Consider the following 16,412-nt stretch of genomic DNA (forward strand, 5'->3'; position numbering starts at 1 on the left):
AAATAACTTAAGTGTTAAAAGCAAAAATATGAAAACAGTAATCCCCTCCGAGATAACCTCCGTACAATTGCAGACGATTATGCAGACGGCAGTTTCACCACGCCCGATTGCTTTGGCTTCTACAGTGGATAAAGATGGTACGATCAACTTATCTCCGTTCAGTTTTTTTAATATGTTCAGTACGGTTCCTCCGATCTTGATTTTTTCACCATCAAGGAGAGTACGTGATAATACAACGAAACATACGCTTGGAAATGTTCTTGAAGTACCGGAAGTCGTTATTGGAACAGTGAATTTTCCAATTGTACAGCAGATTTCTTTAGCTTCTACAGAATATGAAACCGGAGTGAATGAGTTTATCAAATCTGGATTGACAATGAAAGAGGCAGATCTTGTACAACCTAAACTGATTGAAGAATGCCCCGTAAACTTTGAATGTAAAGTTTTAGAGGTAAAATCGTTGGGAGATCAGGGAGGTGCCGGAAATCTTGTGATCTGTGAAGTTCAGAAAATCCACATCAGAGAAGAATATCTGAATGAAGCAGGAAATCTGGATCAGAAAAAACTGGATATGGTGGCCCGCTTAGGCAGCAATTGGTATTCCAGAAGCAACGAAAACAGCCTTTTTGAAGTTCCAAAACCTTTGGTAACAAAAGGAATTGGCTTTGATTTGCTGCCGGATTCTATTAAGTACAGCAAAGTGTTTACTGGAAATGATCTTGGGATGCTTGCCAATACAGAAATATTACCTGCGGGTGACTTCCATGCTGATGAAAATATTCATGCTGATGCCCAGAAATTACTTCTGGAAAGCAAAGTTGAAGAAGCTTGGGTTTTACTCACTATCCAATAAAAAAAGCGGTCTGAAATTTCAGGCCGCTTTTTTTTATATGGGGAGCTGGATGCCAGAGGCTGGGAGTCTATAAAGTCTTCTGAATAACGATTTCCCCAATTAATAATCTTTTGGAAAAAAGTTCTATTTTGATTTCAATAGATATGGAACACCGTTACTAGCTTCCAGCTTCCCTACTTATATTTTACTTCGCTTTCAATGATTCTGAAACAGTAATTTTTCCTTTTTCAGCAAAGTCTGTTGCTTTACCATTTTTATCAATGGAAACATTCAGGTTGTCATTTTTAGCGTCATAGTAAATGCTTGTAGCATATCCTGGACAATCGTGCTGCTTACATCCTGTCAGCTTATAAATTTCGTTTTCAGAAGTCACAGGACTTTCCACATTGAAATTCTTTACCATTTCATCATATTGGGTTCCTACTAACTTTTTCAGCCTTTCTGTGATGCTTTTGTCTTCAAAGAATTTAATATCATGGGGATACTTTCCTACATTTTTAGTAATAATATTAGCTGCTCCTGAGGCAGCAGAAGGAGATGCAACAGAATCGTTTTTTGGGGTTGATACAGAATCTTTGGGCAAAGTTGTGGCCAAAGTATCTGTGCTTACAGAAGATTCTGTTTTTGCTTCTTTTTTACATGAAACAACACATAATGACAGCGCGAATGCGCCTGCAATAATTTTTTTCATAATTATACTGATAGGGTGATTAATTTATAATAACGTAATTTCAAACGTTTTATTTCAATTTTTTATTTATAAAATCAATACACTTCTCGGTGACAGTATTCAAATCTTGTGGTAAAACGGTTTCTACCCATGGTTCTTTGGCACCAAACGTATGGTTGGCATTTTCAATCAGAAACAGTTCAGAATTGGGGTGAAGGATATGAAGATGTTCAGCCTGTTTCACCTCTACTGCTTCATCCTCTGTTCCATGAATAATCAGCATATGAGCTTTGGCCATTTCTGTAGCCCGCTCTACATCAAAACGATGAATATTGTTCTCATAATCTTCATAAAACTGATAGTAGTGAGGCATTTCCTGTTTGGTACGCCCGTTCAGCGCATAATATACCCCGTTATTTTTCCAGTTTTCGAACGCTTCTCTCTTTGGAAAACGGTCCAAAGTATCTACACTGGCCAATGTGATCAAACCATTGATTCTTTCGTCTTCAAAAGTTTTAACAATCGAAATACCTCCTCCTCTGCTGTGTCCGATCAAAATAATTTTTTCATCATCAACATGCGGATCTCTGCTAAAATGATCAATAACAACGCCCAGATCGGAAAGTTCCTTAGAATAATTATTATAGCCAAAAGCCTCAAGATCAGCAAAATCCATCGGATTATCCGTTGTTGTTCCGTTATGTGAAAAGTTAAACTTAACGAAGAAAAAACCTGCTTCGCCAAACTTTTTGGCCATCAGATCCCAGGCTCCCCAATCTTTATAACCTTTATATCCATGAACAAATATTACGAGTGGAAGCTTTTCTTCAGTGTCTGTATAAAAAATATCAGCAAGAAAACCTTTTGTTTCTTTATTTTCTAAATATATATTCTTTTCATTAATTACATTCATAAAACAAATGGGGCTTATTTAATAGTATGTACACTTATATCATGTATTCAAATTGAAATTTATGAAAAAAAACCTGTTTTTCAATGTTAATTCCCAGTTTCTTTTTATCTAAAGTCAAGCTGAAGTTTATAAAAATAGCCTTATTTTTGTTTCATGCAGAATTTAAGAACTGTAACCGTGATGCGTTACATTCTGCCCCTGAGAGAAGGAGGATCTCTTCCCGCTCTGGCAGAAGCTGATGATGATTTCAAATATGTATTAAAATTCCGTGGTGCAGGCCATGGGGTAAAAATGCTGATCTCCGAACTCTTAGGCGGAAAAATTACAGAAGCATTAGGACTTAAGATTCCTGAACTTGTTTTTGTCAATCTTGATGCCGATTTCGGAAGAACGGAAGCTGATGAAGAAATACAGGATCTTCTGAAATCTTCCGAAGGACTGAATCTTGGGTTACATTATCTTTCCGGTTCTATCACCTATGACCCTGGAGTAAATGTCGATCCGCTTCTGGCCTCAAAAATAGTGTGGCTGGATGCTTTCATTACCAATATTGACCGTACTTTTAAAAATACAAACATGCTGATGTGGCACAAAGAACTTTGGATCATCGATAATGGTGCTTCGTTCTATTTCCACCATTCATGGCAGAATTTTGATACCGCGGCAAAAACGCCTTTCAAATATGTGAAAGACCACGTACTTCTTCCAAAAGCAAAAATGCTTGACGAAGCAGACAAATTTGGCCACGAGGTACTGAATGACACCTTTTTCAGAGAACTTGTCAATATGATTCCTGAAGACTGGTTACATTGGAATGATGCCGATGAAACGCCTGATGAAATCCGTGAGATCTATTTTCAGTTTATGAAAACCAGATTAGAAAATTCTCAAATCTTTGTAAACGAAGCGAAAAATGCAAGAGGATAAAATATATGAATATGCGGTAATACGCCTGGTACCTAAAGTTGAAAGAGAAGAATTTTTCAATATCGGATTGGTGATGTTTTCCAAAAAGGAAAAATTCATCAAAGCGGAATTCTATTTATGTCCGGATAAATTCAAACTGATGCATAGCAAGCTGGATTATGATGATGTTTTCTATAATCTGGAAAGCTTTCAGAAGATTGCCAGTGGAGATAAAAACGGTGGTCCTATTGCTCTCCTTGACATCCCGGAACGATTCCGCTGGCTGACGGCTGTAAGAAGTGCTGTTGTACAGACATCAAGACCTCATCCCGGAAAATCCAAGGATCTGAATACTACTTTTGGTAAGCTTTTTGAGGAATTAGTAAAATAACGAATCCTAAAAAATTTATTATGAATTTACCGACCAACAACATATCAAACTACAGGTTTTTCGCAAACCTGTTTTTTGTTTTATTTTTAAGCCTTTCCAGTTCATTTTTTTCTCAAAACTTTTCACAAGTACCCAACCCTGCACCTTCTGTAAAAAGTACATTACTTCCCGAAATAGCCAATCTGTCTGAAGATATCATATATAAAACCAATAGGAAAGGAAATCCTGTTAAACTGGACGTTTTTACACCCAAAAACATTTCAGCCAGCCAGCAGCTTCCTGTGTTGATCTATGTACATGGAGGCGGATGGGTAGAAGGTGATAAAATAATCCATTCGGATAATTATGTTGAAAGTACCATTGCAAAACTGATGGCAAAACAGTATGCTGTAATCAGTATCAATTATACTCTTCTGAATGACAGTACTCATTTTCCGTTACCTTTGGAAGACACTAAAGATGCCATAAGATGGGTAAGAAAGAATGCAGAAAAATACCATTTCGATGGTAATAATATCGGGCTTTTCGGAGCTTCGGCAGGAGCTCACCTTTCTTTGCTTGCGGCCTATACTCCGGATAATACTTTTATTGGAAACCCGGAACTTTCATCTTATTCTGCCAAAGTAAATTATGTGATTGATCATTATGGACCTGCTGATCTGAACAAGTTATTTCATACCAAACTTGGAACAATTCCCGTAGCCTTGATTGGGCTGATGTCGAAAAAAATCGTCAGTTTACAGCAAAATCTGGTGAAGGGACTTTCCGGCTACGATGTCAGAAAAGATCAGGACAGAGCGATTAATTATTTAGAAACCATATCTCCCGTTAATTTTGTTTCAGGAGGTGTCCCCACCTTAATTGTTCAGGGAAATAACGATAAAATTGTCCCTTTAAGCCAATCTAAAAAGCTTCACAGAAAACTCAACAGGGCAAAAATTCAGAATTCTTTAATCATCGTTGATGGCGGAGTACATGGTTTTGGTACTACTGATAAAGTTTATCTGGATCAACTTACAGATCAGATGGTAGATTTCATTCTTTCACAGAAGAAATAATATACATCAAGCTATTTAAAATAAAATCAACTCATTAAAATCCAATATAATAAATAAAAGAACAACAACAAATTTGCTAGATTGATATACATATTGATATTTTTTACTTGAGAATTAATTACCTTGGCTATTGTTTAAACTATTTATAACAAAAATGCTAATAATTTAATTATTCATTAATAAAAATAAGTGATATGGAATATTTAAATAATATCAATGCTCTTACCCTCATATTTGCTTCAGTTCTTATTTTTGCCATAGCGTACCGATTCTATGGTATTTTTATCGCTAATAAAGTTCTCAGGCTGAATGACCAGAATGTAACCCCTGCTGTAGAGTTTGCAGATGGTAAAGATTATGTAGCCACCAATAAAAATGTACTTTTCGGACATCATTTTGCAGCTATTGCTGCTGCCGGACCGTTAGTGGGTCCCGTTCTCGCAGCACAGTTTGGATATCTTCCCGGTGCATTATGGATTCTGATCGGTTGTGTATTGGGAGGCGGGGTGCATGACATGGTTGTACTCTTTGCATCTGTGAGACACAAAGGACAGAGTCTTGCGACTATTGCTTCGAAAGAAATCGGAAAAGCAACAGGAACGGTAGCCGGTTTTGCGATTCTTTTCATTCTAATTCTTACGCTAGCGGGTTTATCTTTGGCTTGTATCAATGCGATGCATGAAGCCTCATGGTCTCTTTTTACGGTAGTGATTACCATGCCCATTGCCATCATTATGGGACTGATAATGCGTTATAAAAAGAACAGTGTTTTGTTTGCAAGTATTTTAGGCGGTATACTTTTGATTGCCGGAATCATTGGAGGTCACACTCTGATGCAGAATCCTACCATGAATAATCTATTTTCCTGGGATATTAAAACGATTTCTATCGCGATTCCTCTGTATGGTTTTATTGCTTCTGTATTACCTGTTTGGTTGCTTTTAGTTCCCAGAGATTATCTTTCTACCTATTTAAAGATAGGAACGATTATCATGCTGGCTATTGGGGTAATTGTCATTCATCCAACAATACAGATGCCGGCTATTACAGAATTTGTAAATGGTGGAGGCCCTATTATTGGAGGTCCGGTACTTCCTTTTATTTTCATTGTGATTGCCTGTGGAGCGATTTCCGGATTCCACGCTGTGATTGCGACAGGAACGACTCCGAAAATGCTTACCAAGGAAAGAGAAATTCTTTTCGTAGGATATGGAGCAATGCTTGTAGAAGGTTTTGTAGCTTTGATGGCACTTATTGCAGCCTGTACATTGATGCCGGGTGATTATTTTGCGATCAATACGCCTAAGGAAGCCTATGATTCTTTTCTTGCGACACACCCTTCTCTGCATGGGGTAGACATCGATTATTATTCACAAAAAATAGGCATTGACCTGTATGGCAGAACCGGAGGGGCGGTTTCTCTGGCGGTAGGAATGGCTCATATCTTCAATAAAATTCCGTACATGGATCAACTGACTGCGTATTGGTATAATTTTGCGATTATGTTTGAAGCGGTATTTATTCTTACTGCCATTGATGCAGGAACAAGGGTTGGACGTTTCTTTTTACAGGAAATGCTGGGCTCTGTGGTTCCAAAATTTAATGATAAAAACTGGATTCCCGGAATTATTATCAGCAGTCTTCTTTTCACTTTTGCCTGGGGATATCTCGTGTACACCGGAAATGTAAACAGTATCTGGCCGTTATTCGGGATCAGTAATCAGCTATTGGCTGCCTGTGGACTTATCGTCTGTACAACGATGCTGATAAGGATGAACAGGGGAAGATATGCTTTATGCTCGGCTGTTCCCGGAGTTTTTATGGCTATCATTACTTTCTGGGCAGGTTATATTCAGGTGACCGCTATCTATATTCCAAAAGGACAATATTTACTGGCGGCATTAGCGGCAACAGCAATGATTCTTATGCTTATTGTATTTATAGGAGCCTTCAGGAAATGGTATCAACTTCTTCGGATCAACACAACGGAGATTGATCATTATGGTGAACCGGTGAAAGAACTGGTGGAAAGATAACATTCATCTTATCATAAAGAAAAAACAGTTCAGAAATTCTGAACTGTTTTTTTATAGCATTATCTTTTGTTTTATTTAAAAATTGAAATTAAGTCTTGCAAAAACATATCTTCCATTTTGACCAAACTGTGAAGTGGAACGTGAATAGATGAACTGGTCATTATTCGTAGAAGCAGCAAGATTTTTCGTTGGATAAATATCAAATAAGTTATTTACACCCAAAGTCAATCCTACGTTTTTCGTAAACTGATAGGCAGCAGACAGGTCGGTAATAATCTTATCTCCGATCTGTTGGTGCTCATTAAAATCAATGATACCGTCTCCATTTACATCAATAATATCAGCCCCTGTCACTTTTCCAAAATAAGTGTTTCTCAGATAGAAAGTAGCGCTTTTCCATGTAAGAGTATGGGAAAGACTGGCTTTCACTCTTGGCACTGCTTCTTCCAGATATACTCTTGATTTTTCTGAGAAATATACTTTCTCAAGCTGTGGTGATTGTAAAAGTCCTGCAGAATGGATATCTCCTACCTGCTTGGTTTTATTAAGGTTAATGGCAAAGCTATTATCCAGCTTAAATCCTGAAAATCTTGCATTATGAGAGATGACAACATCCAACCCTTTTGTTTCTGTATCGATTGCATTGGTAAAGAACTGTGCAGCATTGATTCCTAATTGATCATAAGCTTCCTGTGCTTTCTGAGGAACACTTGCTCTTAAAAACTGATCGGTAAGGATAACACGGTTATCAATTCTTGTGAAATATCCATCGGCTGTGAAGCTAAGTCCTACTGAAGGAACTTTGTAGGTAAATCCTACACTCGCAGATTTGGAAGTTTCCTGCTTCAGTTTTGGCATATCCAATAACCCGGCAAGTTGAGAATCATTGCTGAAAGTTCCTACTTCCAACAGTTGATTATTCGTGAATAATGTAGATGTTACATTATAATAAATCTGGTGGATAGATGGTGCTCTGAATCCTGTAGAACCCGCAAATCTCACATTGAAATTAGGGGCTACTTTAATTCTTGAAGCTAATTTATAATTGAATGTAGAACCGAAATCAGAATAATTTTCATATCTCGCTGCAGCATCTACCAATAACCAGTTTGTGAAATTGAATTCAACATCTGCATAAGCTGCCACCGACTGTCTATTTTTATCCACAGCATTCTCAGGCTTGAATCCGTTAAATACCTGCGATCCTCCCGGAAGCGCTGCCCCGAAGAAATCCGTAGGCCTTACAGAATTTCCGTTCCATATATTTCCGGAAGCATCATACGTTGCATAAGAAGCTTCTTCGCCCTGAGTAATTTTAAAATTTTCATAACGATGTTCTGCCCCAAAAGCGACATTAATTCCTTCCCATACATCATATTTTTTTGAGAAGTCTAAATTGATGGTATTTTGAGAAAATCGTAATCCACCCGCATTAAACTCTCTTGGTGAAGCAAAACGTAAGGAGGTGTTTCCTGTATTCTGAATATTATAAGTAAATGAATTCTGCCCATAGGTGTTACTGAAATCAATATTCCAGCCCTCCCATTTTCCTTTGATTCCGGCAGCCAATGAGATATCCTGAATATCTGTTCCAATCTGTGGAAGATAACCGTTTGGATATAATCCTGTAAAAGTTCTGCTTTCTCTGGGTCTCCTGTAAAATCCTCCGGAAGTACCATGCCTTAAGCTGTATCCTCCAAAAGTGTAGACTTTCCAGTTGTCATTGATTGGCAGCTCGGCATTCACAAAAAGCTGGTGGTTATTCAGCTTAGACTGCCCTACCTGCATATTAAAATCCTTTCTGTCCTGTCCTCTGTAAGCCAGTTCCTGGTCTGTGATATAATTAAGCTGATCTGTTGTAAAAGCCCCTGATTTCAGGACGTTTTGCAGTCCGGAAATAGTATTGGCACCCTGGATAGCATTTTGCAAGTCCTGAGAAAAATAGTTTACATTCTGAGCATACTGATGAATGTAATTAACAAGCTGCTGTGAATTGGGTGTACTATTTATATTCGTAAAAAGTGAAGAAAGATTCACCCCATCATTTAAAGCACGCTGTTCGATCGCATTGTAAGCATTATAAATCGGTGAATTTTCAGTTCCTGCTCTGGAAGTAGGATTTCTGAACTGTGAAGACCAGGTAATATTAAAGAAACCGCCTTTAGTTCCGATTTTATTCCCATAGTTCAGATCCAGCTGAATATTCTGACCGTCGAAATCTCCGGTATGGTCATTGGCTGTTGGTGTCAGGTTTCCCCCATAGCTGATCTGTCCTGCCAGTTTTCCTGTATCTCTTTTCAGATCGAGATTGATCACTCCGGCAATGGCATCAGATCCATATTGTGCGGAAGCTCCATCTCTTAATACTTCAATTCTGTTTAATGCAAAGGACGGAATGGCATTCAGGTCGGTTCCTACCGTTCCTCTTCCCGGTGTTCCGTTGACATTCACCAATGCGGAAGTATGTCTTCTTTTTCCGTTAACTAAAACCAAAACCTGATCCGGTCCCAGCCCTCTCAGCTGTGCGGGATCCAAGTGGTCTGTTCCATCTGAATTGGTCTGAATAGTGGATGTGAAAGAAGGCGCCACAGCATTCAGTATTTGTCCTATATTGGTTTGTGGAAGAATCAGTGAAGATTCTTTTACGTTGAATACATCTACAGGAACCGGGCTGTCTGTTTTAGATCTCGCTCCGGCTCTTGACCCCAATACGACTACTTCTTCTACATTATTGGTCTTTATACTGTCTTTATTTGTTTTTATGCTGTCTTTTTCCTGCCCGTAAGTAAAAACACCGAGGAAAAATAAAACAGAGGCCGAAAGAATAGTTTTCTTATTTGTCATAGTTTAGAATTTGATTGAACATTTATGTTTTTACAGGGTGCAAATGTAAAATATATTTATTAGTCTACAAAATAGATAGACTTTGTTTTTATAAAAAATGGTTATCGTTTCTTTCTATCTCACATTTAGAATTAAGATAATTTAAAAAATTTTCAATAAAAAAACGGATCCAAAAATTGAATCCGTTTTCTTTATATTGTATTATTCTGAAATTAAATCTTGGTCAGTTTAGCATATTTCAGGATCAGATTTTTCTCTCCTTCATGGATAAAAATAACCTTCGCTTTGATATTCTGAGGATCTGTTCCATCCAGAAAACTCACTTCTCCAATTCCGAAACGGTCATGTCTCACTTTATCTCCCACTTCAATATCCTGGGACGAAGCTCCGCTTGGATTGATAATTTTTGCAGTGCTTACTGGCTTCAGTTTTCTTACTTCCTGTCCTGGTTTTGAAGCATCTCCTTTATCTATTGTCTTTTTCTCAACCTTTTTAAAAGATTTCATTTCAGAAGGATGTTCATCAAAAATATTAGATTTCACTCCTGCATTATTGATAAATCTTTTTTCCAAAACCGGATTAAGGAATTCAATGTATTCATCATCAATTTCACTTAAGAATCTTGAAGGCTCCGCATCCGTGATTTTCCCCCATTGGAAACGGGAAACAGCATATGAGAAAAACACCTGTTTTTCAGCTCTCGTCAATGCTACATAAAATAGTCTTCTCTCCTCTTCCAGATCTTCTCTGGTTGCAGAACTCATAAAACTTGGGAAAAGGTTTTCTTCAAGTCCTACCAAATGGACTACCGGAAATTCCAATCCTTTTGAAAGGTGAATCGTCATCAATGAAACCATATCATCTTCCAGATTCTTATCCTGGGTATCTGCAGAAAGCGCAATATTTTCAAGGAAGCTGGAAAGGCTTGGGTCTCCATCTTCCAGCTGTATCTGCTCCTCAATGAATCCCTGCATAGAGTTCATCAATTCCTGAACGTTTTCTACTCTGGAAATTCCTTCCGGAGTCTGATCATCTTTCAAGAATTTGATTAGACCACTTCGTTTTGCCACTTCCATAGCAACACTGTAAGCCGTCTCTGTTTTCAGCAATACCTGGAAAGCCTTTATCATGGACCAAAAGTCATTCAGCTTGTTTAAAACTCCGTTATTCAAGCCTAATTGCGGTGAATACATCGGAAGATTATCCAGGACTTTTGAAACCGCAATATTGTGAGCATCTGCAAAAACGATCAGCTTGTTCTGTGTGGTCTCTCCAATTCCTCTTGTAGGATAATTGATAATCCTCATCAACGCTTCAGAATCATTTTCATTGATCAGAAGACGCAGATATCCAATAAGGTCTTTCACCTCCTTTCTTTGGTAGAAAGAAAGTCCTCCATAGACTTTGTATGGAATATTTTTACGTCTCAGCGCATCTTCAAATGCACGGGTCTGAGAATTGGTTCTGTATAAAATAGCAAAATCGCTGTACTTCCTCTGGTCCCGGTTACGAAGTTCCCAGATATTTCCAGCCACGAAATTCGCTTCATCAGCATCGGAAAGAGATCTGTATATTTTGATCTTATCTCCTTCTTCATTATCACTGAACACGTTTTTCTTAAACTGCTGCAAGTTTTTTGCAATCACAACATTCGCAGCATTTACGATATTCTGTGTAGAACGGTAATTCTGCTCCAGCGACACCGTTTTAGCATCCGTATAATCTTTTTTAAAGTTTAAGATATTGTAGATATTCGCACCACGGAAGGAATAGATGGACTGTGCATCATCTCCCACCACACAGATATTTTCAAATTTTGAAGCCAGAGCTTTTACAATAAGATACTGTGAGTGGTTTGTATCCTGGTACTCATCTACCATGATGTATCTGAATCTATCCTGATATTTTGCCAGCACTTCCGGAAAACGAGTAAGCAACTCATTGGTTTTCAACAACAGGTCATCAAAATCCATAGATCCGTTTCTGAAACACTGATCAACATATCGCTGGTAAATCTGACCGATGAATTTCATATTCGCCTTTTCATCAGCTTCCATCAGTTCAGGATTATTGAAATAGGCCTTTACCGTAATCAGGTTGTTTTTGTAATTTGAAATTCTTGCCTGAACTTTCTTTGGTTTATAAAGATCTGCATCAATATTCATATCCTTCAGCACTTTTCTGATCACGTTCAGGGAATCCTGCTGATCATAAATGGTAAAATTGGAAGGATATCCAAGATAATGCGCCTCGATTCTTAAAATTCTTGCAAAAACAGAGTGAAAAGTTCCCATCCAAAGGCTCCTTGCATTGCTGTCGCCTACTACTTTTGCGATACGGTCTTTCATTTCACGTGCCGCTTTATTGGTAAAGGTAAGAGCCAGGATATTGAAAGGGTCTATTCCATTATGTATTAAATGGGCAATACGCATGGTAAGTACACGCGTTTTCCCGGAACCAGCTCCCGCAAGCACCATCAAAGGTCCTTGTAAAGAAGTAACGGCTTCATATTGTGATTCATTGAGTCCTTTCAAATAATCCATACAGCAAAAAAATTTTGGGAACACAAAATTAATGTATTCAGAGGAGAATTCAAACTTTCATATAGAAGTTAGATTATTAGAGGTTAGAATTTAGAGACTGGCAGAGCATTGGCTTGAAAAAAGGGTTTGTCGTTGAATTGGTGAAATAAAGAAGGCGTAAGAAAATATATTTTTTATAGATGGGTTCTAATTTTCGACTTCTTACAATATATTTTATAAAGATCTGTAACAATTAATTCACTTTTCACACTAATTGGTAAACAATTTCTAAATTTTATGAAAAAGCGACTTCTTTCTGCTGCTGCCGTAGCTTTCTTCGGGCTAATGCTGAATGCACAGCAAATCAAATTCGAAGAATATGACCTTCCCAATGGTCTTCACGTAATTCTTCATCAGGATAATTCTGCACCGGTTGTCACGACGGGGGTAATGTACCACGTAGGTGCAAAAGATGAAGTAAAAGGCAGAACAGGTTTTGCTCACTTCTTTGAACACCTTTTATTCGAAGGAACTCCTAATATTAAAAGAGGAGACTGGTTCAAAATCGTTTCTTCAAACGGGGGTGAGAACAACGCCAACACGACCAATGACAGAACGTATTACTACGAAACATTCCCTTCCAACAACGAACAGCTTGGCCTTTGGATGGAAGCGGAAAGAATGCGTCACGCAGTTATCAACCAAATTGGAGTGGATACACAGAGAGAGGTTGTAAAAGAAGAAAAAAGATTGAGAATGGATAACCAGCCTTATGGAAATCTTTTCACAACGATTCAGAAAAACTTATTTACCAATCACCCATACAACTGGCCAACAATTGGTTCTATGGAAGATTTAAATTCTGCTAAACTAGAAGAATTCCAGGCGTTCTACAAAAAGTATTACGTTCCGAATAATGCGACTTTGGTAGTGGCGGGAGACATCAAGCCTGAGCAGACTAAAAAATGGATTGAAACATATTACGGAGGAATTCCAAAAGGAACAATTTACCCGAAAGATTTCCCGAAAGAAACTCCTATTACTCAGGAAAAAGAAGTTACTGCTACTGACCCGAACATTCAGCTTCCAGCTTATATCTTTGCTTACAGAACCCCTGCTAACAAAGAAAAGGATGCTTATGTTTTAGATATGCTTTCTTCTTATTTAAGTAATGGTAAATCTTCAGTTTTATATAAAAAATTAGTTGACCAGGAAAAGAAAGCGCTTCAGGTAGGAGCCTTCAATCAGGGTCTTGAAGATTACAGTATTTTCGCATTCTATGCGATTCCGATGGGACAGACTACAAAACAGATTTTACAGGCTGACATTGATGCTGAAATCAAAAAAGTACAGACGACTTTGATTTCTGAAGAAGATTATCAAAAGCTTCAAAACCAGTACGAAAACCAATTTGTAAACGCCAACTCTAGTATTCAGGGAATTGCTGCTTCATTGGCAACCAATCATGTATTGATGGGTAACACGAATTTGATCAATAAAGAAATCGACATTTACAGAGCTGTCACAAGACAGGATCTTCAAAATGCGGCTAAAAAGTATCTTAATTCTAACCAAAGAATAATCATTAATTACGTACCTGAAAAAAAGTAATCATTTCAACTTCTCAGGTTAAATTATGATTATTTAAAATTAAATTTTTACAAATGAAAAAGCAATTAACATATATAGCTGCAGCGTTTTTCTTTACAGGAATGGTTTCAGCACAAAAAATAGATCTTAATGCAATGCCGAAACCGGGACCTACTCCTGCGATCAACATTGCCAAGCCAAAAACTTTCCAGCTAAGCAACGGTCTTACAGTAATGGTTGTGGAAAACAACAAACTGCCAAGAGTAAGCGCAAGTCTTTCTATGGACAGACCTCCGTACAATGAAGGAAGCGTAACCGGAGTAAGCCAAATCATGGCTGAACAGTTCGAAAACGGAACAACAAACATCAGCAAAGATGACTTCAACAAAAAAGTAGATTATCTTGGTGCTAATCTTAATTTCTCTTCTAATGGTGCTTCTGCCAACTCACTTTCAAAATATTTCCCTGAAGTATTAGGTTTGATGGCTGATGCGATCATTAATCCTAAATTCTCTGCTGAAGAAATTCAAAACTCTAAAGAAAGAGCTGTAGAAGGATTAAAATCTGAAGAGAAAAATGCATCTTCTATTGCTGGAAGAGTTTCTTCTGCTTTGATGTATGGAAAAAATACATCAAGAGGTGAATTTGAAACAGTTGAATCCATCAACAAAATTCAGCTCGCTGACGTACAAAATACGTATAAAAAATACTACGCTCCGGATAATGCTTACTTAGTAATCGTTGGAGACGTAAAATTTGATCAGGTAAAATCTTTGATCGAGAAATCTTTCAATGGTTGGAAAAAAGCCAATACTCCTGTCGCACAATTAGAGCCAGCTTCTAATGTTGCTAAAACAGAGATCAACGTAGTGGATGTTCCTTCTGCAGTACAGTCTGTTGTTTCATTAAACAACCTGAACAACCTGAAGATGAAGGATGCCAACTATTTCCCTGCAACAATCGCTAACTACATTCTTGGTGGTGGTGGTGAAGCAAGGCTTTTCATGAACCTTCGTGAGAAGAACGGATTTACTTACGGTGCATATTCCAGTATGGTTGCCAGCAAGTATTCTCCACAGTTCTCTGCAAGTGCAAGTGTAAGAAATGAAGTTACAGACAAAGCTGTTAAAGAATTCATGAATGAACTTAACGCTATTTCTACTGTAAAGCCAGAAGAGTTGGAAAATGCTAAAGCTAAACTGAAAGGATCTTTCATTATGTCTTTGGAGCAGCCAGCTACTATCGCAAGATTTGCTTTAAACCAAAAAGTTCAGGACTTACCTGCTGACTTCTATACCAATTACTTAAAATCTATTGATAAAGTAACTGCTGCAGATGTATCAAATGCTGTAAAAACTACAATTTTACCAAACCAAAGCAGAATTTTCATCGCTGGTAAAGCGGCTGATATTTCTGAAGGATTGGAGAAACTTGGGTATCCTGTAAAATATTTCGATAAGGAAGCCAATCCGGTAACTAAACCTGCTGCACAGAAAGTAGATGCAAGTGTTACCATTGGATCTGTTGCTGACAAATACATCAACGCGATCGGGGGTCTTGCTGCTGTTCAGAAAGTAACTTCTATCACGACAGATGCCACTACAAAAATCCAGGGTATGGATATGACGATGAAACTGATCCAGGCTAAAGGAGGAAAAATGGCAATGGATATGAAAATGATGGGAAATACCGTACAAAAAATCATTTTTGATGGGAAAGACGGATACATGGAAGCTCAGGGACAAAAAATGCCTCTGAATGAAAAACAGAAAGCTGAAATGTCAGATCCGGAACTTTTCCCTGAACTTACTTTTGCTAAAAGTACAGAATACAAACTGGCAGGAATCGAAAAGTATAATAACGAAGACTCTTACGTAGTAAAAGGAACTAAAGACACTTACTATTACAGTGTAAAAACGGGCCTTAAGACAGGTGAAGTGAAAGCTGGAGAAGGTGGATCTATCCCTACAAGCTATGCAGATTACAAAGATGTCTCAGGAGTGAAACTTCCGTTTACCATCATTCAGAATATGGGCGGAATGGATATCAACCTTACTGTAAAATCTTACCTGATCAATCAGGCTAAAGATTCAGATTTCAAATAGGAACCTCTTATTTTTATAGAAAAAACGGCAACAATTGTTGCCGTTTCTATTTTTATCAACATTTGGCGACATCTTTCTTTGTCATTCAGTAAAAAAAGATTAAATTTGCCCATTCAAAAAGATATCAAATTAATGGATACTATATTTACACTATTGATGGTTCTTGTTATGGTTGCCAGTGTTTTATTGGTAATTATCGTTATGGCACAAAATCCAAAAGGAGGAGGCCTTTCCAGTACATTCGGAGGTGCATCATCTGCACAGTTTGGAGTACAAAGAACCAATGATTTCATGGAAAAAGCAACATGGACTCTAGGCGCAACTATCATCGTTCTTATCCTTTTGAGCGTTGTTATTACAGGTAAGCCGTCTCAGGTAGCCCCTAATCAGCCAGCGAAGAAAGAAGCTCCTGCAAAACAGTCTGCTCCTGCTTCTTCTACAACAACTCCGGCTAAAGCTCCTGTGGCACCGGCAAAATAAGAAGAATACAATCTTACATAAAACAAAAGCAACTCAAAATTGAG

12 protein-coding genes are annotated in these 16,412 nt (G+C 37.9%); 8 read left to right on the forward strand and 4 right to left on the reverse strand.

The window, feature by feature from the left end:
* The first annotated feature begins 28 nt into the window (after window positions 1-28).
* Window positions 29-853 carry a flavin reductase family protein gene (locus C1634_RS14845; protein WP_103231600.1) on the forward strand — a complete coding sequence of 275 codons (825 nt, stop codon included), beginning with the start codon at window positions 29-31 and terminating at the stop codon, window positions 851-853.
* Window positions 854-1,037: 184 nt separating this feature from the next.
* On the opposite strand, the gene C1634_RS14850 is transcribed toward C1634_RS14845, so the two are convergent.
* Together C1634_RS14850 and C1634_RS14855 are read right to left on the reverse strand one after the other, a co-directional pair.
* The gene (locus C1634_RS14850; RefSeq protein WP_109738692.1) at window positions 1,038-1,544 is read right to left on the reverse strand and encodes a hypothetical protein; all 507 of its coding nucleotides are present in this window, start codon (window positions 1,542-1,544) and stop codon (window positions 1,038-1,040) included.
* A gap of 49 nt (window positions 1,545-1,593) precedes the next feature.
* Window positions 1,594-2,436 (reverse strand): alpha/beta hydrolase family protein, encoded by an 843-nt coding sequence (locus C1634_RS14855; RefSeq protein WP_103231602.1) that lies wholly within the window; start codon window positions 2,434-2,436, stop codon window positions 1,594-1,596.
* Window positions 2,437-2,589: 153 nt separating this feature from the next.
* Here C1634_RS14855 and C1634_RS14860 point away from each other — a divergent pair, with 153 nt between their 5' ends.
* The 4 genes from C1634_RS14860 (at window position 2,590) to C1634_RS14875 (ending at window position 6,827) form a co-directional block, all read left to right on the forward strand.
* On the forward strand, window positions 2,590-3,363 hold the full coding sequence (locus C1634_RS14860) for a HipA family kinase (RefSeq protein ID WP_103231603.1): 774 nt from the start codon (window positions 2,590-2,592) through the stop codon (window positions 3,361-3,363).
* Window positions 3,350-3,733 (forward strand): DUF3037 domain-containing protein, encoded by a 384-nt coding sequence (locus C1634_RS14865; RefSeq protein WP_103231604.1) that lies wholly within the window; start codon window positions 3,350-3,352, stop codon window positions 3,731-3,733. Before C1634_RS14860 ends, C1634_RS14865 begins: the two co-directional genes overlap by 14 nt.
* Window positions 3,734-3,753: 20 nt before the next feature.
* Window positions 3,754-4,791 carry an alpha/beta hydrolase gene (locus C1634_RS14870; RefSeq protein WP_103231605.1) on the forward strand — a complete coding sequence of 346 codons (1,038 nt, stop codon included), beginning with the start codon at window positions 3,754-3,756 and terminating at the stop codon, window positions 4,789-4,791.
* Window positions 4,792-4,985: 194 nt separating this feature from the next.
* The gene (locus tag C1634_RS14875) at window positions 4,986-6,827 is read left to right on the forward strand and encodes a carbon starvation CstA family protein (protein WP_185145136.1); all 1,842 of its coding nucleotides are present in this window, start codon (window positions 4,986-4,988) and stop codon (window positions 6,825-6,827) included.
* 75 nt (window positions 6,828-6,902) lie between these two features.
* Here C1634_RS14875 and C1634_RS14880 read toward each other — a convergent pair whose 3' ends face one another.
* Together C1634_RS14880 and C1634_RS14885 are read right to left on the reverse strand one after the other, a co-directional pair.
* Entirely contained in the window at window positions 6,903-9,671 is a 2,769-nt protein-coding gene (locus C1634_RS14880) for a TonB-dependent receptor plug domain-containing protein (protein WP_103231607.1), read from the reverse strand.
* A 212-nt stretch (window positions 9,672-9,883) separates the two neighbouring features.
* Window positions 9,884-12,214 carry an ATP-dependent helicase gene (locus C1634_RS14885; protein ID WP_109738693.1) on the reverse strand — a complete coding sequence of 777 codons (2,331 nt, stop codon included), beginning with the start codon at window positions 12,212-12,214 and terminating at the stop codon, window positions 9,884-9,886.
* A gap of 276 nt (window positions 12,215-12,490) precedes the next feature.
* Between C1634_RS14885 and C1634_RS14890 the strand changes: the two genes are divergently transcribed.
* The 3 genes from C1634_RS14890 (at window position 12,491) to secG (ending at window position 16,368) form a co-directional block, all read left to right on the forward strand.
* Window positions 12,491-13,804 (forward strand): M16 family metallopeptidase, encoded by a 1,314-nt coding sequence (locus C1634_RS14890; protein ID WP_103231608.1) that lies wholly within the window; start codon window positions 12,491-12,493, stop codon window positions 13,802-13,804.
* A 53-nt stretch (window positions 13,805-13,857) separates the two neighbouring features.
* Window positions 13,858-15,888 carry a M16 family metallopeptidase gene (locus tag C1634_RS14895; protein ID WP_103231609.1) on the forward strand — a complete coding sequence of 677 codons (2,031 nt, stop codon included), beginning with the start codon at window positions 13,858-13,860 and terminating at the stop codon, window positions 15,886-15,888.
* A gap of 132 nt (window positions 15,889-16,020) precedes the next feature.
* Window positions 16,021-16,368 carry a preprotein translocase subunit SecG gene (gene secG, locus C1634_RS14900; RefSeq protein ID WP_103231614.1) on the forward strand — a complete coding sequence of 116 codons (348 nt, stop codon included), beginning with the start codon at window positions 16,021-16,023 and terminating at the stop codon, window positions 16,366-16,368.
* The last annotated feature ends 44 nt before the right edge of the window (window positions 16,369-16,412 follow it).

Source organism: Chryseobacterium viscerum, from assembly GCF_002899945.2.
Lineage (GTDB): Bacteria > Bacteroidota > Bacteroidia > Flavobacteriales > Weeksellaceae > Chryseobacterium > Chryseobacterium viscerum.